The sequence below is a fragment of the Streptomyces sp. NPDC126499 genome (genome assembly GCF_040302485.1).
In the GTDB taxonomy this organism is placed as follows: Bacteria; Actinomycetota; Actinomycetes; order Streptomycetales; family Streptomycetaceae; genus Streptomyces.
Map to the genome: position 1 here is coordinate 61,335 of NZ_JBEOUO010000013.1, position 26,521 is coordinate 87,855.

21 protein-coding genes are annotated in these 26,521 nt (G+C 72.2%); 16 read left to right on the forward strand and 5 right to left on the reverse strand.

Going from position 1 to position 26,521, the window contains the following annotated elements; all coding sequences use genetic code 11:
- The first annotated feature begins 88 nt into the window (after window positions 1–88).
- The 6 genes from ABTZ91_RS20525 (at window position 89) to ABTZ91_RS20550 (ending at window position 6,591) form a co-directional block, all read left to right on the forward strand.
- Window positions 89–1,087, forward strand: a complete 999-nt coding sequence (locus ABTZ91_RS20525; protein WP_352078611.1) for a TerC/Alx family metal homeostasis membrane protein — start codon at window positions 89–91, stop codon at window positions 1,085–1,087.
- A gap of 295 nt (window positions 1,088–1,382) precedes the next feature.
- Complete coding sequence (locus ABTZ91_RS20530) at window positions 1,383–1,535, forward strand: hypothetical protein (RefSeq protein ID WP_352078612.1); 153 nt, start codon at window positions 1,383–1,385, stop codon at window positions 1,533–1,535.
- Window positions 1,536–1,627: 92 nt separating this feature from the next.
- Window positions 1,628–2,854, forward strand: coding sequence for a hypothetical protein (locus tag ABTZ91_RS20535; protein ID WP_352078613.1), 1,227 nt, complete (start codon window positions 1,628–1,630; stop codon window positions 2,852–2,854).
- Between the two features lie 56 nt (window positions 2,855–2,910).
- Window positions 2,911–3,486, forward strand: a complete 576-nt coding sequence (locus ABTZ91_RS20540; protein ID WP_352078614.1) for a hypothetical protein — start codon at window positions 2,911–2,913, stop codon at window positions 3,484–3,486.
- On the forward strand, window positions 3,483–4,736 hold the full coding sequence (locus ABTZ91_RS20545) for an MFS transporter (RefSeq protein WP_352078615.1): 1,254 nt from the start codon (window positions 3,483–3,485) through the stop codon (window positions 4,734–4,736). The genes ABTZ91_RS20540 and ABTZ91_RS20545 overlap by 4 nt, the downstream gene beginning before the upstream one ends.
- Window positions 4,737–4,902: 166 nt before the next feature.
- Window positions 4,903–6,591: an NAD(P)/FAD-dependent oxidoreductase gene (locus tag ABTZ91_RS20550; protein ID WP_352078616.1), complete on the forward strand. Its 1,689-nt coding sequence runs from the start codon at window positions 4,903–4,905 to the stop codon at window positions 6,589–6,591.
- A gap of 32 nt (window positions 6,592–6,623) precedes the next feature.
- On the opposite strand, the gene ABTZ91_RS20555 is transcribed toward ABTZ91_RS20550, so the two are convergent.
- From ABTZ91_RS20555 to ABTZ91_RS20565, 3 genes are all read right to left on the reverse strand, one after another.
- Window positions 6,624–7,910: an MFS transporter gene (locus ABTZ91_RS20555; protein WP_352078617.1), complete on the reverse strand. Its 1,287-nt coding sequence runs from the start codon at window positions 7,908–7,910 to the stop codon at window positions 6,624–6,626.
- Between the two features lie 89 nt (window positions 7,911–7,999).
- The gene (locus tag ABTZ91_RS20560; RefSeq protein WP_352078618.1) at window positions 8,000–8,656 is read right to left on the reverse strand and encodes an MBL fold metallo-hydrolase; all 657 of its coding nucleotides are present in this window, start codon (window positions 8,654–8,656) and stop codon (window positions 8,000–8,002) included.
- 47 nt (window positions 8,657–8,703) lie between these two features.
- Window positions 8,704–9,405, reverse strand: coding sequence for a maleylpyruvate isomerase family mycothiol-dependent enzyme (locus ABTZ91_RS20565; protein ID WP_352078619.1), 702 nt, complete (start codon window positions 9,403–9,405; stop codon window positions 8,704–8,706).
- Window positions 9,406–9,619: 214 nt separating this feature from the next.
- Between ABTZ91_RS20565 and uvrA the strand changes: the two genes are divergently transcribed.
- Complete coding sequence (gene uvrA, locus ABTZ91_RS20570; RefSeq protein WP_352078620.1) at window positions 9,620–12,628, forward strand: excinuclease ABC subunit UvrA; 3,009 nt, start codon at window positions 9,620–9,622, stop codon at window positions 12,626–12,628.
- A gap of 50 nt (window positions 12,629–12,678) precedes the next feature.
- Here the strand turns inward: uvrA and ABTZ91_RS20575 are convergent, their stop codons facing one another.
- Complete coding sequence (locus ABTZ91_RS20575; RefSeq protein WP_352078621.1) at window positions 12,679–13,572, reverse strand: carbohydrate kinase; 894 nt, start codon at window positions 13,570–13,572, stop codon at window positions 12,679–12,681.
- 181 nt (window positions 13,573–13,753) lie between these two features.
- Between ABTZ91_RS20575 and ABTZ91_RS20580 the strand changes: the two genes are divergently transcribed.
- Complete coding sequence (locus tag ABTZ91_RS20580; RefSeq protein WP_345489492.1) at window positions 13,754–14,179, forward strand: Rieske (2Fe-2S) protein; 426 nt, start codon at window positions 13,754–13,756, stop codon at window positions 14,177–14,179.
- A gap of 62 nt (window positions 14,180–14,241) precedes the next feature.
- Here the strand turns inward: ABTZ91_RS20580 and ABTZ91_RS20585 are convergent, their stop codons facing one another.
- Window positions 14,242–15,171 (reverse strand): hypothetical protein, encoded by a 930-nt coding sequence (locus ABTZ91_RS20585; RefSeq protein WP_352078622.1) that lies wholly within the window; start codon window positions 15,169–15,171, stop codon window positions 14,242–14,244.
- A 235-nt stretch (window positions 15,172–15,406) separates the two neighbouring features.
- Between ABTZ91_RS20585 and ABTZ91_RS20590 the strand changes: the two genes are divergently transcribed.
- The 8 genes from ABTZ91_RS20590 (at window position 15,407) to gap (ending at window position 26,477) form a co-directional block, all read left to right on the forward strand.
- A complete protein-coding gene (locus tag ABTZ91_RS20590) occupies window positions 15,407–16,000 on the forward strand; it encodes a papain-like cysteine protease family protein (RefSeq protein WP_352078623.1) in 594 nt (197 codons plus the stop codon).
- A 5-nt stretch (window positions 16,001–16,005) separates the two neighbouring features.
- Complete coding sequence (locus ABTZ91_RS20595; protein ID WP_352078755.1) at window positions 16,006–16,884, forward strand: hypothetical protein; 879 nt, start codon at window positions 16,006–16,008, stop codon at window positions 16,882–16,884.
- 172 nt (window positions 16,885–17,056) lie between these two features.
- Window positions 17,057–19,054, forward strand: a complete 1,998-nt coding sequence (uvrC, locus tag ABTZ91_RS20600; RefSeq protein ID WP_352078624.1) for an excinuclease ABC subunit UvrC — start codon at window positions 17,057–17,059, stop codon at window positions 19,052–19,054.
- A gap of 89 nt (window positions 19,055–19,143) precedes the next feature.
- Window positions 19,144–20,052, forward strand: a complete 909-nt coding sequence (gene rapZ, locus ABTZ91_RS20605) for an RNase adapter RapZ (protein ID WP_352078625.1) — start codon at window positions 19,144–19,146, stop codon at window positions 20,050–20,052.
- Window positions 20,049–21,086, forward strand: a complete 1,038-nt coding sequence (gene yvcK, locus ABTZ91_RS20610) for a uridine diphosphate-N-acetylglucosamine-binding protein YvcK (protein WP_352078626.1) — start codon at window positions 20,049–20,051, stop codon at window positions 21,084–21,086. Before rapZ ends, yvcK begins: the two co-directional genes overlap by 4 nt.
- Window positions 21,077–22,066 (forward strand): DNA-binding protein WhiA, encoded by a 990-nt coding sequence (gene whiA / locus ABTZ91_RS20615; protein WP_030205188.1) that lies wholly within the window; start codon window positions 21,077–21,079, stop codon window positions 22,064–22,066. The genes yvcK and whiA overlap by 10 nt, the downstream gene beginning before the upstream one ends.
- Before the next feature lie 197 nt (window positions 22,067–22,263).
- Window positions 22,264–25,221, forward strand: coding sequence for a M14 family zinc carboxypeptidase (locus ABTZ91_RS20620; RefSeq protein ID WP_352078627.1), 2,958 nt, complete (start codon window positions 22,264–22,266; stop codon window positions 25,219–25,221).
- 248 nt (window positions 25,222–25,469) lie between these two features.
- Window positions 25,470–26,477 carry a type I glyceraldehyde-3-phosphate dehydrogenase gene (gap, locus tag ABTZ91_RS20625; protein WP_345489507.1) on the forward strand — a complete coding sequence of 336 codons (1,008 nt, stop codon included), beginning with the start codon at window positions 25,470–25,472 and terminating at the stop codon, window positions 26,475–26,477.
- Window positions 26,478–26,521 lie beyond the last annotated feature (44 nt).

Below are 26,521 nucleotides of genomic sequence, written 5' to 3' on the forward strand. Positions count from 1 at the left end.
CCGGGGCGTCGGCCCGGCCGTCCCCCGGGTGGAAGAGACCTCCGGCAACGACAAGGCTGTTCCACAGCCGTACGACGCCGGAGGCGCAGTGGACGTTTCGACAACTCTGTGGGTGCTGACCATTCTCGGTCTGAGCGCCCTGATCGCCATCGACTTCTTCATCGGGCGCAAGCCCCATGACGTGTCGGTGAAGGAAGCCGGAATCTGGACGGTCGTCTGGATCGTCCTGGCCGTGCTGTTCGGCCTCGGCCTGCTGGTGTTCGGCAACACGCAGGCCTCCGGAGAGTTCTTCGCCGGCTTCATCACCGAGAAGTCGCTCAGTGTGGACAACCTCTTCGTCTTCGTCCTGATCATGGCGAAGTTCTCGGTGCCGTCCCACCTCCAGCAGCGCGTGCTGCTCATCGGTGTGCTGATCGCCCTGGTGCTCCGCGCGATCTTCATCGCGGCGGGCGCGGCGATCATCGCCAGCTTCTCCTGGGTCTTCTACCTGTTCGGCGCGTTCCTGATCTACACCGCCTGGAAGCTCATCCAGGAGGCGCGCTCCGGCGAGGAGGAAGAGGAGTTCGAGGAGAACCGTCTCCTGAAGTCCATCGAGAAGAAGTTCGGCGTCGCCGACCGCTACCACGGCACGAAGCTCTTCATCCGTAACAACGGCAAGCGGGTGCTGACCCCGCTGATGGTCGTCATGCTGGCGATCGGCACCACCGACGTGCTGTTCGCCCTCGACTCCATCCCGGCGATCTTCGGCCTCACCCAGGACCCGTACATCGTCTTCACCGCCAACGCCTTCGCCCTGATGGGTCTGCGGCAGCTGTACTTCCTGATCGGCGGCCTGCTCAAGAAGCTGGTCCACCTGAGCTACGGCCTGTCGGTGATCCTCGGCTTCATCGGCGTGAAGCTGGTCCTGCACGCCCTGCACGAGTCCGGGGTGCACGTCCCCGAGATCTCCATCCCGTTCTCCCTCACGGTCATCTGCGGCGTCCTGATCATCACCACGATCACCAGCCTGATCGCGTCGAAGAAGCAGGCGGAGCGCGAGGCGGCCGAGAAGGCGGCGGAGGCGGACCGCGAGGGCGTCGAGGCCTGAGGGTCCCCGCCGGGCGACCGGCGCCGCTGACCGCGACAACAGAAGAGACCGCTGCGAAGACCAGGCGGCGGATCCTCAGGGCGAGCTCCATGCGACGCCGTGAGGGTCCGCCGCCTCGGCGTTCGGCGGGACGTCGGACTCCGTTCGTGCGTGAGGTGCACTTCAGGCCAATCGGCAAGCCAACCCTTGACGGTCGATTGACCATCTCTTTACCTTCGATGCCGATGGATGATCATCACAAAACCATCTCTTGACGAACGTGCGTCCCGTCTCTTCGATCTCAGGAGGTTTCACCATGGATCAGCTCATCAAGCGCATGACGGAGGAGTCCGTGTGGCGCAAGTGGGTCGCCGCCAACTCCGCCCAGTCCGCGAAGGACGGGTGCATCAGCGCCACTCCCAAGAGCGGGTGCATCAGCGCCGCCCCCAAGAGCGGCTGCATCTCCTGACCCTCTGATGCCCCACGCTGCCGGCGCGGCCGTCGCCGCGCCGGCGGCTCCGGCTCGCCCCGCCCGCCGTCGACCCGCCCCGGAGAGCTGCCGTGAAGCGCCTGCCGAGTGCCGATGTCCTGGACAAGGTGCGCGACATCCCGATCTACCGTGCCTCCGTCGAGCGCGGTCACTTCCCGATCCTGGAGAAGCCGGAGATAGCCCGGGGCTTCCCCGACAACTGGATGACTCCCGAGCTGGCCCGCGCACTGGAGGCGGGAGAAGCCGAGTTCGTTCTCTCCACCGGTACCAACCACGCCCGCATGCAGCTCATCCGGCCGCCCTACTTCCTGCTCCGCTCGTACTACCGCCTGTGGAGCGAGCACCCCGATCTCGGCGCCTCGTGGCACGCCGGCGCCCGGCGGGTCTCACTGACCACCGTCCTCGCCACCGAGCACGTGGCCCGCGTGAACGCCCGCAAGCCCGGCACCACCCCCGGCGAACGCTGGCTCGACGACCGCACGCTGTATCTCAACCGCCGCCTCGACCCGGCCGACTGGGACCGCGACGAGGTCGAGCGCATGCTCGCCGAGATCCGTGAGGTCGCCGCCGCCCACCCCGACGGCGCCTATCTGCTGGACTGTTCCGGTTACCACTTGGCGCACCTGGTCCGCAAAGTCTCCGCCTGGGACCTGTGGGACGGCTTTCCCCGCCCGGCCGGCATCGTCCACGCCTACGAGTACACGCCGTCGAACGTCCGCGCCCACCTGCGCGCCCACTTCGACTGCCCGGTGGTCGACCTCTTCGGCAGCACCGAACTCGGCTACCTCTTCTACAGCGACGCCGAAGGCCGCTACCGGCCCTACCTGCAGGACATGAGCGTCGAGCTGATCCCGGTGGAACCGGGCAGCGGCATCCACAGCCTCATCGTCACCAGCGTCCGCAACCCCTACATGCCGCTGGTCCGCTACCGGTCCGGTGACTGCGTCCGCACGCGGGACGGCAGCGCCGACCCGGAGGAGATCGTCTCCTTCTGCGGGCGGGAGAAGGAACTGCTGCGCACCCGCGAAGGACCCGTGTCGCAGGCCGACCTGGACGCCCGTATCACCGGGGTCTCCCGCCGTGTCTTCCTGCACCGGCTGCACCTGGCCGACGAAGGCGGGTGCCGCCTGTCGTACACGACCTTCGACGACGCGCCGCTCACGGCCGACGAGACGGCCGAGCTGGCCGCGTCCGTCGGCGCCCTGACCGGAGCGGTCTGCCAGGTGGAGCACCGCACCTCCCTGCCCATCGGGCGCTCCGGAAAGTACGCCTGGCTGAGCATGCCCGACCCGTCCTGACCCCGCGCGCCGCGCGTCCTGACCCCACGCGCCCGACGACGACCCGAAGGAGCCCCATGCCCCCGTCCGCCGCCCCTGCCCCCTCGGACCGCGTCGCCGAGCGGGCGCCCACCGCCGAGGAGCTGCTCGGCCCGGCGCTGCACGAGGAGGTGGTGCGGCACTTCACGGCGAAGCCGGACGCCCCCTCCGCGGCCGTCGTGCGCCACCAGGTCCGCGAGTGCCTGCGCTACCTCTACCTCGTCTCCCGCCACCCCGACCGGCTCGGCGGCCTCTTCCTGCCCGTCGAGCAGGACATCGACGAGATATGGCACTACCTCATCCTGCAGACGCGCGAGTACCGCGAACTGTGCGAACAGCGGCTGCCCGGCGGCCACTTCATCCACCACCGGAGCATCTCCTACGACGCCTACCAGGAAGCACCCGGACGGGAGGCAGCCGCCGAGGAGGCCCTGCGCTGGCTCCCTCTCTACACGGCCGCGTTCGGCCCGTTCGACGCCGACGCCCTGCCGCACTGGACGATCGTGCGGTTCCTGCACGACGAACTGCGCATGTCGCTGGAGGAGATAGCCGGCCCGGCCGGTGAGGCGCCCACGCCCGACGGTCCGGCGGCCCGCGTGCGGGATCACGTGTGACCCGGACGGCCCCCTCGGCCACGGCGGCGGGATTCTCCCCGGAACAGCGCCGTGCCCTGACGGTGCTCGGCGTCTCGCAGACGCTCGGCGGCGCGGGCATGGCCGCCGGCATCACGGTCGGCGCGCTGCTCGCCCAGGACCTGCTCGGCTCGACCAGCCTGGCCGGACTGCCGGCCGCGCTGTACACCATCGGCGCGGCCCTCGGAGCGGCGGTCCTCGGACGCGTCAGCCAGCGCTTCGGACGCCGCGCGGGACTGGCGCTCGGCAATGGGATCGCCGCACTGGGCAGCGCGGGCGTGGTCGCGGGGGCCGCGGCGCGCTGGCCCGTCCTGCTCCTGGCCGCCCTCTTCGTGTACGGGGCGGGTACGGTCACCGGGCTCCTGGCGCGCTACGCGGGCGCCGACCTCGCCCCGCCCGAGCGACGCGGCCGGGCCGCCGGAACCGTCCTGTTCGCCATGACCCTGGGCGCGGTCGTGGGGCCGAACCTGACCGGGCCCACCGGCGCCCTCGCCGGCACCCTGGGGCTGCCGGGCCTGACCGGCCCCTTCCTCCTGGCCGCCGTGGCGTACGTGGCCGCCGCGCTCGTCCTGGTGGTGTGGCTGCGCCCGGACCCACTGCGCCCGGACCCGCTGCCTCCGACCCCGCCCCAGGAACCCGGATCCGCCCGCGCCGGCGCGCGCGGTACCGGGCGTCCCGCCCCCGGTGTCGTCACCGGCGCCACCGTGATGATCACCGCGCAGCTCGTGATGATCGCCGTGATGACCATGACGCCCGTCCACATGGCCGCGCACGGCCACACCACGCAGGCGGTGGGGCTGGTCATCGCCCTGCACGTGGGCGCGATGTTCCTGCCGTCACCGCTGAGCGGCCTGCTCGCCGACCGGATCGGCGGCCGGCGGGTCGCCGCCGCGGCCGGAGCCGTCCTGCTGAGCGCGGGCCTGCTCGCGGGCCTCGCCCCGCCGTCCTCCACCCCGCTCCTGGCCTGCGCCCTGATCCTGCTCGGAGTCGGCTGGAACCTGGCACTGCTCGGCGGCACGGCCATGCTCACGGACGCCGCGCCCGCCGAGAACCGGGCCGCGACGCAGGGCCTCGCGGACGTGGGCATGTCCGTGGCGGGCGCGACCGGCGGCATGGCCTCGGGGCTGGTGATGGGCGGCAGCGGATACCCGGTCCTGGCGGCGGCCGCCGGAGCCCTCGCCCTCGCGGTCATCCCGGCGGTGGCGATGAGCGGCAGCCGCCGCCCCTCCTGACCGGCGGGGCGGCCGGGCGGGACGTACGCGGGGGGAGGACCCGGCCCCCGTCACCGCGGCCCTGCTCCCCGCCGTTCCCCGCCCCTCTCCGCCCGTGGTCCGTGATCCGTGGTCCGTGATCCGACAGAACAGGAGCCGCCCGATGGGCCGTCCGACGAGTTTCCCGATGAGCGCCAGGCCGGTGTCCGGCGGCCGTCCGCTCGCCGACCACCGGGCCGGCGACCGGGTCGACGCCGTGGTCGTCGGGGCCGGGCTCTCCGGCCTCTACCAGCTCCACCGGCTGCGGCAGCTCGGCCTGACCGCGGTGGTCTTCGAGGCCGGCGACGACATCGGCGGAACCTGGTACTGGAACCGCTACCCCGGAGCCCGCTGCGACATCGAGAGCACGTCGTACTCCTACTCCTTCTCCCCGGAACTCGACCAGGAGTGGGAGTGGAGCGAACGGTACGCCTCCCAGCCGGAGATCCTGCGGTACATCCACCACGTCGCCGACCGGTTCGACCTGCGCGAGGACGTCGTCCTGCGCACCCGCGTCACCCGCGCCGTGTACGACGGGGACGACCACCGCTGGCGGCTGTCCACGGACACCGGACGGTTGGTCACCGCCCGCTTCGTGATCCTGACGACAGGCTGCATGTCGGCCCCCAAGGACCCCGGCATAGCCGGCGCCGACAGCTTCGCGGGCGCCGTCCACCACACCGCGCGGTGGCCGCGCGAGGACGTCTCCTTCGCCGGGAAGCGCGTCGCCGTGATCGGCACCGGATGCTCAGGCGTCCAGGCCATCCCCGTCATCGCCGACGAGGCGGCCGCCCTGACCGTCTTCCAGCGGACCCCGGCCTACGTCCTGCCGGCCCGCAACCGCCCTCTGGGGACCGAGGAACGGGCGGCGCTCAAGGCCCGCTACCCGGAGTTCCGGCAGGCCCAGCGGCGCTCGCGGGGCGGGACCGTCTTCGCACCCCCGACCCGCTCGGCGCTGGAGGCGGACGAGGCGGAGCGCACCGCCGCCTACGAGGCCGCCTGGGAGGAGGGCTTCCTCAACGGGCTGCTGCGCACCTACACCGACATCCTCACGGACGAGAAGGCCAACGAGACGGTGGCGGAGTTCGTCCGGTCCAAGATCCGGTCGATCGTGACCGACCCGGCGACGGCGGAACTCCTCTCCCCTCGTACGTTCCCCTTCGCGACCAAGCGGCCCTGTCTGGGGACCGGCTACTACGAGACGTACAACCTCCCGCACGTCACGCTGGTGGACCTGCGCGCGACCCCGATCGAGCGGATCACTCCCCGGGGCATCAGGACCTCGGACGGGGAGCACGAGCTGGACGTGATCGTCCTCGCCACCGGCTTCGACGCCCTCACCGGCTCCCAGCTCGCCATCGACATCGTGGGCAAGGGAGGCGTGACGCTCCGGGAGCGGTGGGCCGACGGCCCCCGCAACCATCTCGGGCTCGTCTCGGCCGGCTTCCCCAACCTCTTCACCGTCCTCGGACCGCTCAGCCCCTCCGTGCTCACCAACATCACGGTGTCCCTGGAACAGCAGGTCGAGTGGATCACCGGCTGCATCGAGCACCTGCTCAGGAACGGCCTCACGGAGATCGACGCCACCCCGTCCGCCGAGGCGGACTGGGGCGCGCGCGTGGCGGAGCTCGCCGACCGCACGCTCTACCCGGCGGTGGACTCCTGGTACACCGGAGCGAACGTCCCGGGCAAACCCCGTGTGTTCCTCGCCTACGCGGGCGGGCTCGACCGGTACCGGGAGGAGTGCGACGCCGTGGCCCGCGACGGTTACACCGGATTCGTGCTCTCCTCCTCCGACGGCGGGCGGCCCCTCCCGGAACGTCACGTCGACCGGTAGCCGGCCGTTCCCCTCGCGGAGGGAGAACGGACTCAGACGGGCACCCCCTCCGGCTCCCGCTCCTGTGTGCGGTCCGGCAACGTCTCCGGCAGGAGCGCGAAGCAGCCCAGGCTCACCAGCGCCACCACCGTCAGATAGGCCGCCACGCCCCACGGCGGGCCGGAGCCGTCCTCCGAGAGCGCGGTCGCCACGATGGGCGTGAGCGCGCCGCCCAGCACTCCCGCCAGGTTGTAGCCGACCGCCGCGCCGGTGCAGCGCACCCGCGGCTCGTACAGCTCGGGCAGATACGCGGCGACCACCGCGAACATCGTGATGAAGGCCAGCAGCGAACCGAGGAAACCGAGGAACATCAGCAGCGGACGCGCGGTGTGCAGCAGCCCCACCATCGGGAACATCCACAGCGCCGAGGCCGCGCAGCCGGCCAGGCACAGCGTCCGGCGGCCGAAGCGGTCGGCGAGCATCGCCGCGAACGGCGTCAGCGCCCCCTTGATCGCCACCGCGGCCATCACACAGCTCAGCATCACCGTGCTGGACACACCGAGCCGCTCGGTCCCGTAGGCCAGCGCCCACGTGGAGACCGTGTAGAAGACGGCGTAGCCCACGGCCAGCGCTCCCGCCGTGAGCAGCACGAGCCGCCAGTGCCCGCGCACCACCTCGGCCAGCGGCGCGTTCGCCTGCCGCCCCTCGGCGGCCAGCCGCTCGAACTGCGGGGTCTCGGCGAGCGAGGAGCGCAGCGCGAGCCCGGCGGCGGCGAGCAGTCCCGCCGCCCAGAACGGCACCCGCCAGCCCCAGGACCGGAACTCCGCGTCGCTCAGCCCCGCGGTCAGCGCCAGCATCACCCCGTTGGCCAGCAGGAAGCCGACCGCCGGGCCGATCTGCGGGAAGCTCGCCCACAGCGCCCGCCGCCGCTCCGGCGCGTGCTCGGCGGTCAGCAGCACCGCCCCGCCCCACTCTCCGCCGAGGCCGAGGCCCTGGAGGAAGCGCAGGACGAGCAGCAGCACGGGCGCGGCGATGCCGAGCGTCTCGTACGTGGGGACACAGCCGACCGCGACCGTGGCGCACCCGGTGAGCAGCAGCGAACCGAACAGGACCGGGCGCCGCCCGTACCGGTCGCCGACGTGGCCGAAGACGATCGAGCCGAGCGGCCGGGACACGAAGCCGACGGCGAAGGTGCCGAAGGCGGCGAGGGTCCCGGCGGCGGGGGAGAAGGTCGGGAAGAAGAGCGGGCCGAGGACGAGCGCGGCGGCGGTCCCGTAGACGAAGAAGTCGAAGAACTCGATGGCGGTGCCGACGAGGGAGGCGGTGGCGATCCTCCCCATCGACGGAGGGTGACTGTGGTGCTGGTGCATGTCGCGCCAACTACCCGGCCGCCGTCCGGGTTACGGGGGCGTGCGGGGGCGCCCGGGGGTCACCAGCCGCGCTCGCGCCACTCCGCGAGGTGCGGACGCTCGTCACCGAGCGTGGTGTCCCTGCCGTGGCCCGGGTAGATCCAGGTCTCGTCCGGCAGCACGTCGAAGAGCTTGGTCTCGACGTCGTGGAGCAGGCTCGCGAAGGCCTCGGGGTCGTTGCGGGTGTTGCCCACGCCGCCGGGGAACAGGCAGTCGCCGGTGAAGACGTGCGGGTGGCCGTGGGGGTCGTCGTAGATCAGGACGATCGAGCCGGGGGTGTGCCCGACCAGGTGGCGGGCGGTGAGCTCGACCCGGCCGACCCGGATCGTGTCGCCGTCCTCCACCAGCTCGTCGGTCCCGACCGGGATGCCCTCGGCGTCGTACGCCCCCGCGTACGTGCGCGCGCCGGTGGCGGCGACCACCTCGGCCAGCGCCTGCCAGTGGTCGCCGTGCCGGTGGGTGGTGACGACGGACGCGATGCCGTCGTCACCGATCAGCGTGAGCAGCGTGTGGGCCTCGGCGGCCGCGTCGATCAGCAGCTGCTCGCCGGTCGCCCGGCAGCGCAGCAGATACGCGTTGTTGTCCATCGGGCCGACGGCGACCTTGGAGATCATCAGGTCGCTCAGCTCGTGCACGTCGGCGGGCCCGCCGACCTTCACCGCTCCGCTGTACGTCATGGCCTCAGACTATCGCCGGGCACCGACAACCGGGGTGCCGGGCGCGGTCACAGCGGCGGCAGCTCCGGGAGCCCGGCGCCGGACACCACGGTGAGGCGGGCGCCCTTGTCGCCGCGGCCGGCCAGCCAGCCGAGCAGCCCGGCCGCGGTGCCCTCCAGGACGACCGGCTCGCCCTCGGTGCCGCCGGTGCGCCAGCCCGGGTGGTCGCCGGCGTCCGCGAGGCGCAGGGTCACCGGCGGCACGTCCGGGCGGCCGGACCAGCGGTCGGCGAGGAAGTCGATCTCCCGGGCGGTGAACTCCTCCGGAAGGTCCTCCAGCTCGTAGCCGGCGTCCAGGTCCACGTGGTGCAGGGCCACCTCGACCCAGCGGCGGAAGGGCACCCGGGCGGCCCGGTCGGTGACGCCGTTGCGCAGTTCCACGGTCCGGTCCCAGTCGGCGGACTCGCGGCACACCTCCTCGAAGCGGTCGGCGGTGACCCGCAGGTCGGCGAGCTGCTCCTCGACCGGACGGCCGGCGTCCCGCCGGATGTCGGCGTCACGGCTCTCGGCGTCCTCGTACATCGGCAGGCCCCGGAGCACGTTCACGAGGGCGTCGGCGTTGCGGGCGAGGTGGGCCAGGACGTGGCCGCGGGTCCAGCCCGGCAGCCGTGACGGCTCGGCCAGTGCCGCGTTGTCCCAGGAGGAGACGGCTTCGATGAGCCGGTCGGTCGCCTCGCGCACGGAGGCGATGTCACGCACATGGTCGATCATGGCGCCGACCTTAGGGGGTACGGGGCCGGTCCGGCCAGGGCGGCGGGGCTCGTGACCAGGGCGGGAGCGCCGGGGAGGCCACTCGTTCGGGTGAAGCGGGCAGCGGCCGTCCGGAAATCGAATGTGCGTGCTATACGCTCGGAGGAAGCATCCGGCATCCTTGGTTGTTGGATGTTCAGGCACATCCGCTCTCTCAAGAAAGGTGCGGACCGGCGTGGCCGACCGTCTCATCGTCCGTGGCGCTCGCGAGCACAACCTCAAGAACGTCTCGCTCGATCTCCCCCGTGACTCCCTCATCGTCTTCACCGGGCTCTCCGGGTCGGGCAAGTCCTCCCTCGCGTTCGACACGATCTTCGCCGAGGGGCAGCGCCGGTACGTCGAGTCGCTCTCCTCCTACGCCCGTCAGTTCCTCGGCCAGATGGACAAGCCGGACGTCGACTTCATCGAAGGTCTGTCGCCCGCCGTCTCCATCGACCAGAAGTCGACCTCGCGCAACCCGCGCTCCACGGTCGGCACCATCACCGAGGTCTACGACTACCTCCGGCTGCTCTTCGCCCGCATCGGCAAGCCGCACTGTCCCGAGTGCCGCCGGCCGATCTCCCGTCAGTCGCCGCAGGCCATCGTCGACAGGGTCCTGGAGCTGCCCGAGGGCAGCCGCTTCCAGGTCCTCTCGCCGCTGGTGCGCGAGCGCAAGGGCGAGTTCGTCGACCTGTTCGCCGACCTCCAGACCAAGGGCTACAGCCGTGCCCGGGTCGACGGGCGGACGATCCAGCTCAGCGAGCCGCCGACCCTGAAGAAGCAGGAGAAGCACACCATCGAGGTGGTCGTCGACCGCCTCACCGTCAAGGACAGCGCCAAGCGACGGCTCACCGACTCCGTCGAGACCGCGCTCGGACTCTCCGGCGGCATGGTGGTGCTCGACTTCGTCGACCTCCCCGAGGACGACCCCGAGCGCGAGCGGATGTACTCGGAGCACCTCTACTGCCCGTACGACGACCTGTCCTTCGAGGAGCTGGAGCCGCGCTCCTTCTCCTTCAACTCGCCCTTCGGCGCCTGCCCCGACTGCACCGGCATCGGCACGCGCATGGAGGTCGACCCGGAGCTCGTCGTCCCCGACGAGGAGAAGTCCCTCGACGAGGGCGCCATCCACCCCTGGTCGCACGGCCACACCAAGGAGTACTTCGGCCGGCTCATCGGCGGTCTCTCCCAGGCTCTGGGCTTCCGCACCGACATCCCGTACGCCGGGCTGCCGCAGCGCGCCAAGAAGGCCCTGATGTACGGCCACAAGACCCAGGTCGAGGTCCGCTACCGCAACCGCTACGGCCGCGAGCGCGCCTACACCACCCCCGCCTTCGAGGGCGCCGTGTCCTTCGTGAAGCGGCGGCACAGCGAGGCCGAGAGCGACTCCAGCCGCGAGCGCTTCGAGGGCTACATGCGCGAGGTGCCCTGCCCCACCTGTGAGGGCACGCGCCTGAAGCCGATCGTGCTCGCGGTCACGGTGATGGACAAGTCCATCGCCGAGGTCTCCGCCATGTCGATCAGCGACTGCGCCGAGTTCCTCGGCCGGCTCACCCTCTCCGCCCGCGACAAGAAGATCGCCGAGCGGGTCCTCAAGGAGGTCAACGAGCGGCTGCGCTTCCTCGTCGACGTCGGCCTCGACTACCTCTCCCTCAACCGGGCCGCCGGCACCCTCTCCGGCGGCGAGGCCCAGCGCATCCGGCTCGCCACCCAGATCGGCTCCGGCCTGGTCGGCGTGCTCTACGTGCTCGACGAGCCGTCCATCGGCCTCCACCAGCGCGACAACCACCGGCTCATCGAGACGCTGGTGCGGCTGCGCGACATGGGCAACACCCTCATCGTCGTCGAGCACGACGAGGACACCATCAAGGTCGCCGACTGGGTCGTCGACATCGGCCCCGGCGCGGGCGAGCACGGCGGCAAGGTCGTCCACTCCGGGCCGCTGAAGGAGCTCCTCGCCAACTCGGAGTCGATGACCGGGCAGTATCTGTCCGGCCGCAAGGCCATCCCCACCCCGGAGATCCGGCGGCCCGTGGACCCCTCGCGCCGCCTCACCGTGCACGGCGCCCGCGAGAACAACCTGCGGGACATCGACGTCTCCTTCCCGCTGGGCGTCCTCACCGCCGTCACCGGCGTCTCCGGCTCCGGAAAGTCGACCCTGGTCAACGACATCCTCTACACCCACCTGGCGCGCGAGCTGAACGGCGCCAAGTCGGTGCCCGGACGCCACACCCGGGTGGACGGCGACGACCTCGTCGACAAGGTCGTGCACGTCGACCAGTCGCCCATCGGCCGCACCCCGCGGTCCAACCCGGCGACGTACACCGGCGTCTTCGACCACGTCCGCAAGCTGTTCGCGGAGACCATGGAGGCCAAGGTCCGGGGCTATCTGCCCGGCCGCTTCTCCTTCAACGTCAAGGGCGGCCGCTGCGAGAACTGCTCCGGCGACGGCACGATCAAGATCGAGATGAACTTCCTCCCGGACGTCTACGTCCCGTGCGAGGTCTGCCACGGCGCCCGGTACAACCGGGAGACCCTGGAGGTCCACTACAAGGGCAAGTCCATCGCCGAGGTCCTGGACATGCCGATCGAGGAGGCCCTGGACTTCTTCGAGGCCGTCCCGACCATCTCCCGCCATCTGCGCACCCTCACCGAGGTCGGCCTGGGCTACGTCCGCCTCGGCCAGTCCGCGCCGACCCTCTCCGGCGGCGAGGCCCAGCGCGTCAAGCTCGCCTCCGAGCTCCAGAAGCGCTCCACGGGCCGCACGGTCTACGTGCTGGACGAGCCGACCACGGGCCTCCACTTCGAGGACATCTCGAAGCTGATCAAGGTCCTGTCCGGCCTCGTCGACAAGGGCAACTCGGTGATCGTCATCGAGCACAACCTGGACGTCATCAAGACCGCCGACTGGGTCGTCGACATGGGTCCCGAGGGCGGCAGCGGCGGCGGCCTGGTCGTCGCCGAGGGCACGCCCGAGCAGGTGGCCTCGGTCCCGGCCAGCCACACCGGCAAGTTCCTCCGCGAGATCCTGGGCGACCGCGTCAGCGACGCCCCGGCGACCGTCCCGGCCGCGCGGAGCGCCAGGAAGGCACCGGCGAAGAAGGCGACCGCCGGCACGACGGCCGCCAAGGCCGCCGCCAAGAAGGCCGCGCCCGCCAAGAAGACCGCGGCCACGAAGACGACCGCCCGGGCCCGCAAGGCCTGACGGTCATCGATCGACCGGCCCCGAGGGGCGCCCCCGTGCGGGGGCGCCCCTCACCCGTCGCCCAGCTCGTGCGCGTACGGAGGCTCGGCACCCGCCCGCGTACAGGTCACCGCCGCCGCCCGCGCCGCGAAGGACAGGAGCTCCCGCCAGTCCGCCGGGCCCAGGGAGCCGAGCCGACGCCCGGCGAGCCCGTGCAGCAGCGCCGCGTTCACGGTGTCGCCCGCGCCGATCGTGTCCACCACCCCCACCGGCACGGCCGGGACGGACACCTCGTATCCGGGCGTGAAGACGCTCAGCCCCCCGGCGCCCCGGGTCAGGACCACCGCCGCCGGACCCCGCTCCAGCCACGCGGCCGGGGAGCCGCCCAGCCAGGCCGCGTCCTCCTCCGACAGCTTCAGCAGCGAGACGTACGGCAGCCAGCCCGCGAACCGCTGCCGGTACGCCACCGGGTCCGGGATCAGGCCCGGCCGGACGTTCGGGTCGAGCAGCGTGAAGACGCCCTCCCGCGAGGAACGCCGCAGCAGCGCCTCGTACGCGCTCGCCCCCGGCTCAAGGACGAGCGAACAGGTCCCGAAGGCCACCGCCCGCACCCCCTCCGGCAGCCGCTCCGGCAGCGCGAACAGCCGGTCCGCCGTGCCCTCCACATAGAAGCCGTAGCGCGCCGAGCCGTCCGCACCCACCGAGGCCACCGCCAGGGTCGTCGGCTCGGGCCCGCGCTGGACCGCGTCCGTCGACACGCCTGCCGCACGCAGCCCCTCGACCAGCGCCTCCCCGAACGCGTCGGTCGAGATCCGCGAGCAGAAGGCGACGTCGGCGCCCATCCGCCCCAGGGCCACCGCCGTGTTGTACGGGCCGCCGCCCGGCCGGGGCAGCAGCGGGGCGAGGGGGCCCGGCGCCCCCTCGGGGACCAGGTCGATCAGGGACTCACCGGCGACGACGATCACGCACCGGAACGTAACCCATGGGCCCTCGGTCACGACAGCGCGGCCACGACAACGTGTTCACGAGAGCTCGGTCACGTCGGCTCGGTCACGCCCGCCCGAAGGAGGCCCCCGCGCGGGCGCACCGGAGCCCGCCGGTATCGTCGAATCGTTCCCCCTCGTCCCGATCCTCCGTGGAGCGCTCATGTCCGGCCAGTCCACCCGCCGCACCGTGCTGAAAGGCGCCGCCCTCGCCGGGGCCGCCGGGCTGGGCGTCGCCGCCTGCTCCACCGAGTCCAAGCTGGGCCACGCCGAGAACCCGACCCCCACCGCCCCGGTCGCGCTCGGCGCGCCCGACGAGATCCCGGTCGGCGGCGCCAAGCTCTACCGCGAGCAGCGGCTCCTGGTGCACTGCCCGGCCCAGGGCCAGTACAAGGCGTTCAGCGCCCAGTGCACCCACGCCGGCTGCGTGCTCGACAAGATCGAGGACAACGAGGGCAACTGCCCCTGCCACGGCAGCCGCTTCGACGTCACCACCGGCAAGGCCCTCCAGGGCCCGGCGACCGTCCCGCTCCCCGAGGTCCCGGTCCGCGTCGAGAACGGCCGCCTGATCGCCGGCCCCACCGCCTGAGGCACCCGGCCCCACCGCCTGAGGCACCCGGCCCCACCGCCCGAGACGCGCTGGTACGGGGCCTACGCCCAGTCCCACTCGATCCCCAGGATCCCCGGTCGCACCCCCTGCTCCACCATGTGCACCGCGCGGTGCCGGCCGGACAGCGTCAGCTCCGCCCGGCCGCCGCGCGGCGCTCCCGTCGACGCCTGCGCGAAGCGCCGGCAGCGCACCGGCAGCGCCGCCTCGTCGAAGCGGACCTGGAGCACGTACTGCCCGCCCGCGAAGCTGAAGCCGCGCACGTACTCCCGGCCGGGACCGCCCGTACCGTCCTCGAAGCCGTACGAGAAGACGTAGGTGTCCCCGGCCCGCAGCCGGGTGTCGAAGAGCAGCTCGGCGACGAGCACCCCCGTCCCGGCGTGCCGCCGCACCCGGCCCGTGCGGCAGTTCTCCGTCGCCCGCACCTCCACCCGTTCCGGATCGCAGCCCGGATCGCCCCGGTGGATCGCCAGATAGCGGTCCACTCCGTCCCGGTGCGCCCGCACGACCTGCTGGGAGTCCCGCCCGAGCAGCTCGCGCCCCGCCCCGATCCGCACCCGCTCATGGTGTCCGACCGTGTGCAGCCCGCCGTCCGTCGGACACTCCAGCTCCGCGAGCAGCCGCTCCACGACCCCCGAGGCCTCGATGAGCGAGCGGTACGAGCGGGTCGCCGGGCGGTCGGCGTCGGCGCGGCCGGCGGAGTCCTCGGCGAGCAGCCGGATCAGCGAGTTCCCCGGCAGCTGGAGCACCTCCTCAAGGGCGCGCACCGCCTTCATCGACTCGGGCCGCTGCGGCCGGCGGGCACCCTGCTGCCAGTAGCTCAGCGACGTCACACCGACCTTCACGCCCCGGTGCGCCAGATGGTGCTGGACCCGCTGGAGCGGCAGACCGCGCACCGCGAGCGCCGTGCGCAGCGCGAGATGGAACGGGCCCGTGTGCAGCAGTTGCGCCAGATCGGCCTCGGTGTGGCCCACGAGGACTCCTCAGTGAACGTTCACGGTGGGGGAGGGGGGAGCGGGCGGCCGCCCCGGCGGCCGGGCAGGTGGACCGGGGACGGCCGTTCACATCCGGGTCACACCGTTCACAGCGCGCCGTCTCCCCGCATTGAAGCGTGTTGACCGGATCCGGACAACGCCCGATGCTCCAGACCAGCGTCCGGACGCGCTCCTCTCCTCCAACTCCCCACATCCCCCCATCGGGAGGAACGCGATGCGCAGAAGAAGGCCGGTGCTCACGGCACTCGCCGCGGCCGCCGCCACCCTGTTCCTCGTCCCCGCCGCGCCGGCGACCGCCGCGCCGACCGGCGAGGACGTGTCCACCCTGGCGTACAAGCGACTGAACATCACCATGCAGGCGCAGCAGAAGACCAACTGGTGCTGGGCGGCCGGCGGCAACACCATCGCCACCTGGTACGGCCGGAACTACAGCCAGAACCAGTTCTGCAACGCCGCCTTCAACCGGCAGCAGGGCTACGACTGCCCCAACTGGCAGGCCACCCTCGGCAACGTCCAGAACGGACTGCGCTGGACGGGCATCAGCCCCGGCTCGTACGTGGACGGCTGGCTGCGCTACTCGACCGTGCAGACCGAGATCAACGCCGACCGGCCCGTCGAGACCCGCATCCAGTGGTCGAGCGGCGGCGGACACATGCACGTCGTCTACGGCTATGACGACGCGGGCAGCTGGGTGTACTGGGGCGACCCGTGGCCGTCGAGCGATCGCTACAACTGGGCCTCGCACGCGTGGTACGTGAACAACGACTCGTTCTCCTGGACCCACTCGCTCTACCGGATCGGGGCGTGACGACGATGAGCGTACGGATATCCGCCCGCGCCCTCGCCACCGGCGCCGTGACCGGTCTGCTGACCGCCGCCGCCCTCGTGGCCCTCGGCAGCGTCCCGGCCGACGCGGCCGGTGCGCTGCCGACGCCGCCCCCGGCACCGACGCCCGAGCAGGCGGCCGCCGCGCCGCAGACCCTCGACACGGTCGCCCGCTTCTTCGCCCGGGACGGTGGCCCCGCCGCCCGTACGGCGGCCGAGCGGCCCCGTGTCGAGGGAGGGTCCGTGCCGGTGCGGATCCTCTCCCCGGACTTCGTCGCGGGGAAGGCGGGGGCGCCGGTGGCCCGCGTCGAGTTCCACGCCAGCAGGGCGGTCGCCGCCGACGGCCGGACCGCCTCGCTGTGGACCGTGCGCGGCCCGGACGGCGCCTGGCGGGTGGTGAACATCGCCACCGGCGACGACGAACTGCTCCACACCGAGCAGGGGCGGCGGGTGCTGCCCGGCGGAACGGTCTTCCGTGAGCCGCAGATCGACGCGTGGTACGTGCACAAGGGCGCGAAGGTGCTGCCGCTGGACGAGGACGCTGTGCGGGCCGTCGGCGCGCGGGGCACCACCCTGGCCGCCTACCGGGAGCGGGTCGCGCGGGCGTACGGCGACAAGCTGCCGGGCTCCGCGTACGCGCGGAAGGGCGCGGCCGGCGGTTACGCGGGCCCGGCCTCCGGTCCGCGCGTCGACGCGGCCGGCGGCCCCGCGGCCTCGGTTCCCGCACCGCGGGACGACGCCTCAGGTCCGGCCGTCACCGCCGCTTCCGCCACGGCGGGCGCCGGGGCCCTCCTCGCCCTCGCCCTGGGCGCGGCCGGGGCCGTACGGCGCCGCCGGGGCACCGGCTCCCGGGCGACGACGCCCTGACCGTCCGGACGCGCCGGGACCGGGCCGTAGGGGCGTGTCCCGCGGCCCGGTTCCCGCGCGGTCCGGGCGCGATCCCGGCCCGGTCCCGGCGCGATCCCGGCCCGGTTCCGTCTTCGTGGGCGACCCCCCGCGTCCGGGCTGAGTGTCGGTGGCCGCCAGTAGGGTGGGGACCATGGCCGACCCCTCCAGCTACCGCCCCAAGCCGGGACAGATCCCCGACTCGCCGGGGGTCTACAAATTCCGTGACGAGCACCGCCGGGTGATCTACGTCGGGAAGGCGAAGTCCCTGCGCCAGCGCCTGGCCAACTACTTCCAGCCGCTGGCGAGCCTCCACCCGCGCACGGCGACGATGGTGACCACCGCCGCCTCCGTGGAGTGGACGGTCGTGTCGACCGAGGTCGAGGCGCTGCAGCTGGAGTACTCCTGGATCAAGGAGTTCGACCCCCGGTTCAACGTCAAGTACCGGGATGACAAGAGCTACCCGTATCTCGCGGTCACGCTGAACGAGGAGTTCCCCCGCGTCCAGGTCATGCGCGGTCACAAGAAGAAGGGCGTGCGCTATTTCGGGCCGTACGCGCACGCGTGGGCGATCCGCGAGACCGTCGACCTGATGCTGCGGGTGTTCCCGGTCCGCACCTGCTCCGCCGGGGTGTTCCGCAACGCCGCCTCCGCCGGCCGCCCCTGCCTCCTCGGCTACATCGGCAAGTGCTCGGCGCCCTGCGTCGGCCGGGTCGAGCCCGAGGAGCACCGCGAACTGGCCGAGGAGTTCTGCGACTTCATGGCCGGCCGCACCGGCACGTACCTGCGCCGCCTGGAGAAGCAGATGATGCTCGCGGCCGAGGACATGGAGTACGAGAAGGCCGCCCGGCTGCGCGACGACATAGAGGCCCTGCGCAAGGCCATGGAGAAGAACGCGGTGGTCCTCGCCGACGCCACCGACGCCGACCTGATCGCCCTCGCCGAGGACGAGCTGGAGGCCGCCGTGCAGATCTTCCACGTCCGCGGCGGACGCGTCCGCGGTCAGCGCGGCTGGGTCACCGACAAGGTCGAGGCCGTCGACTCCGCCGGGCTCGTCGAGCACGCGCTCCAGCAGCTCTACGGCGAGGAGAGCGGCGACGCGGTCCCCAAGGAGGTCCTCGTCCCCGCCCTGCCCGAGGACACCACGGCGGTCACCCAGTGGCTCTCCGGCCGCCGGGGCTCCCAGGTCTCCCTGCGCATCCCGCAGCGCGGCGACAAGAAGGCCCTGATGGAGACCGTCGCGCGCAACGCGCAGCAGGCCCTCGTGCTGCACAAGACCAAGCGGGCCAGCGACCTGACCACCCGCTCCCGGGCCCTGGAGGAGATCGCCGAGGCCCTGGACCTGGACTCGGCGCCGCTGCGCATCGAGTGCTTCGACATCTCGCACCTCCAGGGCGAGGACGTCGTCGCGTCCATGGTCGTCTTCGAGGACGGCCTGCCCCGCAAGAGCGAGTACCGCCGCTTCCAGATCAAGGGCTTCGAGGGCCAGGACGACGTCCGGTCCATGCACGAGGTGATCAGCCGGCGCTTCCGGCGTTACCTCGCCGAGAAGGAGAAGACGGGCGAGTGGGTGGACGGGGACGGTGAGGTGCCGGCGGACACCGGCCCCGAGGGCCGGGACGAGGAGGGCAGGCCCAAGCGCTTCGCCTACCCGCCCCAGCTAGTCGTCGTCGACGGCGGACAGCCCCAGGTCGCCGCCGCCCGCCGCGCCCTGGACGAGCTCGGCATCGACGACATCGCCGTCTGCGGCCTCGCCAAGCGCCTGGAGGAGGTGTGGCTGCCCGGCGACGACGACCCGGTGGTGCTGCCCCGCTCCAGCGAGGGCCTCTACCTCCTCCAGCGGGTGCGTGACACGGCTCACGACTTCGCCATCCGTTACCAGCGGTCCAAGCGGAACAAGCGCATCCGTACGAGTCCCCTGGACGACGTCCCCGGCCTGGGCGCGACCCGCAAACAGGCGCTCATCAAGCATTTCGGCTCGGTCAAACGGCTCCGGCAGGCGACAATCGAGCAGATCTGCGAGGTACCCGGCATGGGCCGCAAGACCGCGGAGGCCGTGGCGGTGGCCCTCGCGCAGGCGGCCCCGGCCGCGCCCGCCGTGAACACGGCAACAGGAGAGATCATGGAAGACGACGGGGGCACGACGGCATGACCACGCACGAAGAGCACCAAGAGCACGGAGAGCGTGAAGAGCGCGACCCGCGCGCACCGCACCACGAGCACGAAGACGGAGCACCGGACATGGACACGGGCACCACCGAGCCCGCCGGCGACACCAACGCCGACGCGCCCATCCCCGAGCTGGTGATCATCTCCGGCATGTCCGGCGCCGGCCGGTCCACCGCGGCGAAGTGTCTGGAGGACCTCGGCTGGTTCGTCGTCGACAACCTGCCGCCCGCGCTCATCCCCACCATGGTGGAGCTCGGCGCCCGCTCCCAGGGCAACGTGGCCCGGATCGCCGTCGTCGTCGACGTCCGCGGCCGGCAGTTCTTCGACAACCTCAAGGACTCCCTCGCCGACCTCGACGCCAAGCAGGTCACCCGCCGGATCGTCTTCCTGGAGTCCTCCGACGAGGCCCTGGTCCGGCGCTTCGAATCGGTCCGCCGGCCCCACCCCCTGCAGGGCGACGGCCGCATCGTCGACGGCATCGCCGCCGAGCGCGACCTGCTGCGCGAACTGCGCGGCGACGCGGACCTGGTGATCGACACCTCCAGCCTCAACGTGCACGAGCTGCGCGCCAAGATGGACGCCCAGTTCGCCGGCGACGAGGAGCCCGAGCTCCGCGCCACCGTGATGTCCTTCGGCTTCAAGTACGGCCTGCCGGTCGACGCCGACCTCGTCGTCGACATGCGCTTCCTGCCGAACCCGCACTGGGTCCCGGAGCTGCGCCCCTTCACCGGCCTCAACGAAGAGGTCGCCGCCTACGTCTACAACCAGCCCGGTGCCAAGGAGTTCCTGGACCGCTACACCGAGCTGCTCCAGCTGATCGCCGCCGGCTACCGCCGCGAGGGCAAGCGGTACGTGACGATCGCCGTCGGCTGCACCGGCGGCAAGCACCGCTCCGTGGCCACCGCCGAGAAGCTGGCCGCCCGGCTCGCCTCGGAGGGCGTGGAGACCGTCGTCGTCCACCGGGACATGGGGCGCGAGTGAAGCCGTACCGCCGGCGCACGTCCACCCTCTCGGTGCGGCGTACGCTCCGCAGGCGCGGCGCCCAGCCCAAGGTCGTCGCGCTGGGCGGCGGCATGGGCCTGTCGGCCTCCCTCGCCGCCCTGCGCCGCATCACCGGCGACCTGACCGCCGTGGTCACCGTCGCCGACGACGGCGGCTCCAGCGGCCGGCTCCGCGAGGAGCTGGGCGTGCTGCCCCCGGGAGACCTCCGCAAGGCGCTCGCCGCGCTCTGCGGCGACGACGACTGGGGCCAGACCTGGGCCAGGGTGATCCAGCACCGCTTCCGGTCCAAGGGCGAGATGGGCGGCCACGCGGTCGGCAACCTGCTGATCGTCGCCCTGTGGGAGCAGCTGGGCGGCGACCCCGTCCAGGCCCTCGACCTGGTCGGCAAGCTGCTCGGCGCGCACGGCCGGGTGCTGCCCATGTCCGCCGTACCGCTGGAGCTCCAGGCCCTGGTCAAGGGGCACGACCCGGCGCGCCCGCAGGACGTGGACACCGTCCGCGGCCAGGCCACCGTGGCGCTCACCCCGGGCGAGGTGCAGTCCGTGCACCTGGTGCCGCACGACCCGCCGGCCGTGCCCGAGGCGGTCGCCGCCGTCCTCGACGCGGACTGGGTCGTGCTCGGTCCGGGCTCCTGGTTCTCCTCCGTCATCCCGCACCTGCTGGTGCCCGAGCTCCTCGACGCCCTGATGGAGACCAAGGCCCGCCGGGTGCTCTCGCTGAACCTCGCGCCGCAGCCCGGAGAAACCGAGGGCTTCTCCCCGCAGCGTCATTTGGAGGTTTTGGCACGACACGCCCCTAAACTCGCCCTGGACGTGGTGCTGGCCGACGAGGCCGCCGTGCCCGACGCGTCAGCGAGAGAACCCCTCGCCGAAGCCGCCAAGCGGCTCGGCGCCGCGGTCGAGCTGGCGCCGGTGGCCCGGCCCGACGGTGCTCCAAGGCACGATCCGGAGCTGTTGGCCGCCGCGTACGACCGTATTTTTCGGATGCATGGAAGGATCGGCCCATGGCGATGACGGCAGCGGTGAAGGACGAGATCTCCCGGCTCCCCGTCACCCGGACCTGCTGCAGGAAGGCCGAGGTCTCGTCGATCCTGCGGTTCGCGGGCGGGCTGCACCTGGTGAGCGGCCGGATCGTGATCGAGGCGGAGCTGGACACCGCGATGGCGGCGCGCCGGCTGAAGCGGGACATCCTGGAGATCTTCGGGCACAGCTCGGAGCTGATCGTGATGGCGCCCGGCGGCCTGCGCCGCGGCTCGCGCTTCGTCGTGCGCGTGGTCGCGGGCGGCGACCAGCTGGCCCGCCAGACGGGCCTGGTGGACGGCCGCGGCCGACCCATCCGCGGCCTCCCGCCGCAGGTGGTCTCCGGGGCCACCTGTGACGCCGAGGCGGCCTGGCGCGGCGCCTTCCTGGCGCACGGCTCGCTGACCGAGCCCGGCCGCTCCTCCTCCCTGGAGGTCACCTGCCCCGGCCCCGAGGCCGCGCTCGCCCTGGTCGGGGCCGCCCGCCGGCTCTCCATCGCCGCCAAGGCCCGCGAGGTCCGGGGCGTGGACCGGGTCGTCGTCCGCGACGGTGACGCCATCGGCGCCCTGCTGACCCGGCTCGGCGCGCACGAGTCGGTGCTGGCCTGGGAGGAGCGGCGGATGCGGCGCGAGGTCCGCGCCACCGCCAACCGCCTGGCCAACTTCGACGACGCCAACCTGCGCCGCTCGGCCCGGGCCGCGGTCGCCGCGGGCGCCCGGGTGCAGCGGGCCCTGGAGATCCTGGGCGAGGAGGTGCCCGAGCACCTCGCCGCCGCCGGCCGGCTGCGCATGGAGCACAAGCAGGCGTCCCTGGAGGAGCTGGGCGCCCTCGCCGACCCGCCGCTCACCAAGGACGCGGTGGCCGGCCGGATCCGCCGGCTCCTCGCCATGGCCGACAAGCGGGCCCAGGACCTGGGCATCCCCGGGACCGAGTCCAACCTGACGGAGGAGCTCGACGACAGCCTCGTCGGCTGACCGAAAGCCGCACCCCGGGGCCCTGTCCGAAAGCCGCGCCCCGGGCCCCGATCCCGTACAACTCACCGCTGCCGGTGCCTTTCTGAGGCATCGGCAGCAACTTTTCCGGCGCGCCGGACGCACCCTTGACGCGCCCGCGAACCCCCACGAGCCTGGCGTCCGTTCACTTTCGTGGCAGACAACAGCAAGGGGGGCTCATGAGACGCAGAGCGAGAGCGATCCTCGCCGCGGCTTCACTGCTGATCACCGCTCTGGCGGCGGCACCCGTCGCCGGAGCACAGCCCGACCCCACCGCCGGAGACCTCGAACACCTCTCCGTGTGGCACGCGAAGGTCACCAAGGAGCAGGTGCCGCTCCTCCTCGACGCCGGCACCGACGCCCACGAGCTCACCGAGCAGGTGCCCGCGAAGGGCACCGCCACCCTGGAGCTCCACCTCACCGGGAAGCAGGCCGGGCAGCTGCGCCGGCAGGGCGTCGAGCTCACCGAGCACACCCTGACCGACCGGGCCCGCAAGCGGGTCGCGAACGCCGGGGACGGCGTCTTCCGCCCGTACGGCGGTGAGAACGGGCTCAAGCAGGAGATCCTGGACACCGCCCGCGCCCACCCGGAGCTCACCAAGGCCGTCTCCATCGGCAGGACCGTCCGCGGCCAGGACATCCTCGCCCTGAAGCTCAGCAAGGGCGCCAGGAAGACCAAGGACGGCAGCAAGCCCGCCACGCTCTACCTCTCGAACCAGCACGCCCGCGAGTGGATCACCCCCGAGATGACCCGGCGGCTGCTCCACCACTACCTCGACGGCTACGGCAGGGACCCGCGGATCACGAGGATCGTCGACACCACCGAGCTGTGGTTCGTGCTCTCCGCCAACCCCGACGGCTACGACTTCACCCACGCCGACCCCGCGAACCGCCAGTGGCGCAAGAACCTGCGCGACAACGACGGCGACGGCCGCGTCCGGCCCGGCGACGGCGTCGACCTCAACCGCAACTTCGCCTACAAGTGGGGCTACGACGACGAGGGGTCCTCGCCCGACCCGGCCGACGAGACGTACCGCGGCCCCGGCCCCATGTCCGAGCCCGAGACCCGCGCCCTGGACGCCTTCCAGAAGCGCATCGGCTTCCAGTACGGCATCAACTACCACTCCGCCGCCCAGCTGATCCTGTACGGGGTGGGCTGGCAGGTCGCCACCGACACCCCCGACGACGTGGCCCTCAGGGCGCTGGCCGGCACCCCGCAGAAGCCCGCGGTCCCCGGCTACCGGCCGCAGGTCTCCTCCGAGCTCTACACCACCAACGGCGAGGCCGACGGACACGCCGCCAACGTCAACGGCATGCAGATGTTCACCCCGGAGATGTCCACCTGCGCCACCGCCTCCCGGGTCGACCCGGACGACGCCTGGGACCCCGCCGACTGCGCCTCCGTCTTCACCTTCCCCGACGACGAGAAGCTGATCCAGGCCGAGTTCGCGAAGAACGTCCCGTTCGCACTCGCCGTCGCCGAGTCCTCCGCCCACCCGGACCGGCCGGTCTCCCCGGTCGGCGCCCCGGCCCCCGACTTCACCCCGAACGCCTTCACCACTTCCTACGCGGCCCGGGGCGCCGCCCAGGAGGTGTCCGTCACCGCCCGCGCCTCGCTGCGCGGCAAGAACCTGAACTACCGGATCAACGGCGGCCGCACCCACCGCGCGGGGCTGGAGCCCTGGAAGGGCGGCGAGACCTACGGCGGTGAGGACAACCTCTACTTCGACGAGTACCGCGCCGGGGTCGAGGGCGCGCGGCCCGGCGACACGGTCGAGGTCTGGTACACCGCCCGCACCCGCGAGGGCCGGACGACCGCGTCCGCCCCGTTCACGTACACCGTGGCCGAGCGGCCCCGCGCCGACGTCCTCGTCCTCGCCGACGAGGGCGGCACCACCGCCGCACGCCACACCGGCGCCTATGTGAAGGCGCTCGCCGCGAACGGCCGCCGGGCCGCCGTCTGGGACGTCGCCACCCAGGGCGTCCCGCACGCCCTCGGCGTCCTCGGCCACTTCCGCACCGTCGTCTGGTACACCGGCGCCGAACAGCCCTCCGGCGCCACCCTGCTCGCCGTGCGCGCCTACCTCAACGAGGGCGGCAAGCTGGTCAACGCGGGCGAGAAGTCCGGCGGAGCCGTCCGGGTCGGCCGGGCCCAGTCCGACGACTTCGCCCAGTACTACCTCGGCGCCTACCGCCGGGCCGGCCTCCAGGGCCCGCCGTCCTTCGCCGGAACCGGCCGTCTCGGCGGCGCGGGCGGCGGCCTCGGCGCGGCGGCGGACAACCCGCTCGACCACGCCGGCACCTTCACCGTCACCTCCGACACCCTCACCCCCGACCGCTTCCCGCACTTCGCGGGCAGCGCCGCCGCCGGTGACTACCCGGGCGTCCGCACTCCCTTCGAGCCCTACGAGGGGAGCCGCTTCGCCGCCCTGCGCCACACCGACGGCGCCTGGGCCCGGCTCGGCCGGACCGTGGACCTCACCGGCGTGGACGCCGCCGCCAAGCCGAAGCTGACCTTCCAGGTCAGCCATGACACCGAACCCGGCTACGACCACCTGATCGTCGAGGCCCGCACCATGGGCCAGGACGACTGGACCACCCTGCCCGACGCGAGCGGCGGCACCTCGGCCGAGCCGCCCGCCGACTGCGGCGAGGGCTACTTCGTACGACAGCACCCCTTCCTCGCCCACTACCTCACCGTCGGCCAGGACGGCTGCGCCGCCACCGGCACCACCGGCGCCTGGCACTCCTTCACCGGCCCCTCCAACGGCTGGCGGCAGGCGAGCGTCGACCTCGGCGGCTACGCCGGCCGGCAGGTCGAGCTGGCGATCTCGTACGTCTCCGATCCCGGCAGCGGCGGGACGGGCGCCTTCGTCGACGACCTCCGGCTCACGGCCGGGGCCGCGACCGACACCGAGGGGTTCGAGAACGGGACCGGCGCCTGGACCCCGTCCGGGCCGCCGGCCGGAAGTCCCGCGAACAGTACGCGCTGGACCGTCTCGGAGGCGCTCTTCCGCTCCCACGCGGCGGTCACCACCCGTGACACCGTCCTCCTCGGCTTCGGACTCGAGCACGTCCCGAATGCGACGGAACGGGCGGCTCTGCTCGGAAAGGCCCTGAGTTCGCTCCGACGCTGAATCCGCCGCTCAGGCGAGCACCGAAATCGCTCACTCTCCGTAATCGAAACCAAGGTCCACCGACCGCCCCTACCCGTTGGTAGGCAAGGACTGTCGGCCTTTTTCCAGTCCTTTCCGGGCGTGTACGGGTGCACTCGATGTCACGCCGAGCCATCCGGAGAGGTAGGGTCGTAAGCGGTCGGGGACATCCCAAATAGAGAAGCTCGCCGGGCGTCGAAACCCGGCGTACCTAACGAGGAGATCGGTTCGTGACGATCCGCGTAGGCATCAACGGCTTTGGCCGTATCGGTCGCAATTACTTCCGCGCGCTCCTTGAGCAGGGTGCCGACATCGAGGTCGTGGCCGTAAACGACCTGGGTGACACCGCGACCACGGCGCACCTGCTGAAGTACGACACCATCCTGGGCCGCCTCAAGGCCGAGGTGACCCACACCGCCGACACCATCACCGTCGACGGCCACACCATCAAGGTGCTGTCCGAGCGCAACCCCGCCGACATCCCCTGGGGCGAGCTCGGCGTCGACATCGTCATCGAGTCCACCGGCATCTTCACCAAGCGCGAGGACGCCGCCAAGCACCTCGCCGGCGGAGCCAAGAAGGTCCTCATCTCGGCTCCGGCCAAGGACGAGGACATCACCATCGTCATGGGCGTCAACCAGGACAAGTACGACCCGGCGCAGCACGACGTCATCTCCAACGCGTCCTGCACCACCAACTGCGTCGCGCCGATGGCCAAGGTCCTCGACGAGAACTTCGGCATCGTCCGCGGTCTGATGACCACGGTCCACGCCTACACCAACGACCAGCGCATCCTGGACTTCCCGCACAAGGACCTGCGCCGCGCCCGCGCCGCCGCGGAGAACATCATCCCGACCACGACGGGCGCCGCCAAGGCCACCGCCCTGGTCCTCCCGCAGCTCAAGGGCAAGCTCGACGGCATGGCCATGCGCGTGCCGGTCCCGACCGGCTCGGTCACCGACCTGGTCGTCGAGCTCTCCCGCGACGTCACCAAGGACGAGGTCAACGCCGCGTTCAAGAAGGCCGCGGACGGCGAGCTCAAGGGCATCCTGTTCTACACCGAGGACGAGATCGTCTCCTCCGACATCGTCAGCGACCCGGCTTCCTGCACCTTCGACTCGTCGCTGACGATGGTCCAGGAGGGCAACTCGGTCAAGGTCCTCGGCTGGTACGACAACGAGTGGGGTTACTCCAACCGTCTCGTCGACCTCACCGTCTTCGTCGGCGGCCAGCTCTAAGCTTCAGGGCGGGCTTTCGATGTGAAGCAGGGCTCGGGCAGTGC

Excerpts from the sequence above, each read along its gene's own strand:
- ABTZ91_RS20550 (WP_352078616.1), top strand. The coding sequence starts at position 4,903 with ATGAGCGCCAGGCCGGTGTCCGGCGGCCGTCCGCTCGCCGACCACCGG.
- ABTZ91_RS20565 (WP_352078619.1), bottom strand. The coding sequence starts at position 9,405 with ATGATCGACCATGTGCGTGACATCGCCTCCGTGCGCGAGGCGACCGAC.
- ABTZ91_RS20590 (WP_352078623.1), top strand. The coding sequence starts at position 15,407 with ATGCGCAGAAGAAGGCCGGTGCTCACGGCACTCGCCGCGGCCGCCGCC.
- ABTZ91_RS20595 (WP_352078755.1), top strand. The coding sequence starts at position 16,006 with ATGAGCGTACGGATATCCGCCCGCGCCCTCGCCACCGGCGCCGTGACC.
- ABTZ91_RS20580 (WP_345489492.1), top strand. The coding sequence starts at position 13,754 with ATGTCCGGCCAGTCCACCCGCCGCACCGTGCTGAAAGGCGCCGCCCTC.
- ABTZ91_RS20540 (WP_352078614.1), top strand. The coding sequence starts at position 2,911 with ATGCCCCCGTCCGCCGCCCCTGCCCCCTCGGACCGCGTCGCCGAGCGG.
- ABTZ91_RS20560 (WP_352078618.1), bottom strand. The coding sequence starts at position 8,656 with ATGACGTACAGCGGAGCGGTGAAGGTCGGCGGGCCCGCCGACGTGCAC.
- ABTZ91_RS20530 (WP_352078612.1), top strand. The coding sequence starts at position 1,383 with ATGGATCAGCTCATCAAGCGCATGACGGAGGAGTCCGTGTGGCGCAAG.
- ABTZ91_RS20555 (WP_352078617.1), bottom strand. The coding sequence starts at position 7,910 with ATGGGGAGGATCGCCACCGCCTCCCTCGTCGGCACCGCCATCGAGTTC.
- whiA (WP_030205188.1), top strand. The coding sequence starts at position 21,077 with ATGGCGATGACGGCAGCGGTGAAGGACGAGATCTCCCGGCTCCCCGTC.
- uvrC (WP_352078624.1), top strand. The coding sequence starts at position 17,057 with ATGGCCGACCCCTCCAGCTACCGCCCCAAGCCGGGACAGATCCCCGAC.
- ABTZ91_RS20620 (WP_352078627.1), top strand. The coding sequence starts at position 22,264 with ATGAGACGCAGAGCGAGAGCGATCCTCGCCGCGGCTTCACTGCTGATC.
- rapZ (WP_352078625.1), top strand. The coding sequence starts at position 19,144 with ATGGACACGGGCACCACCGAGCCCGCCGGCGACACCAACGCCGACGCG.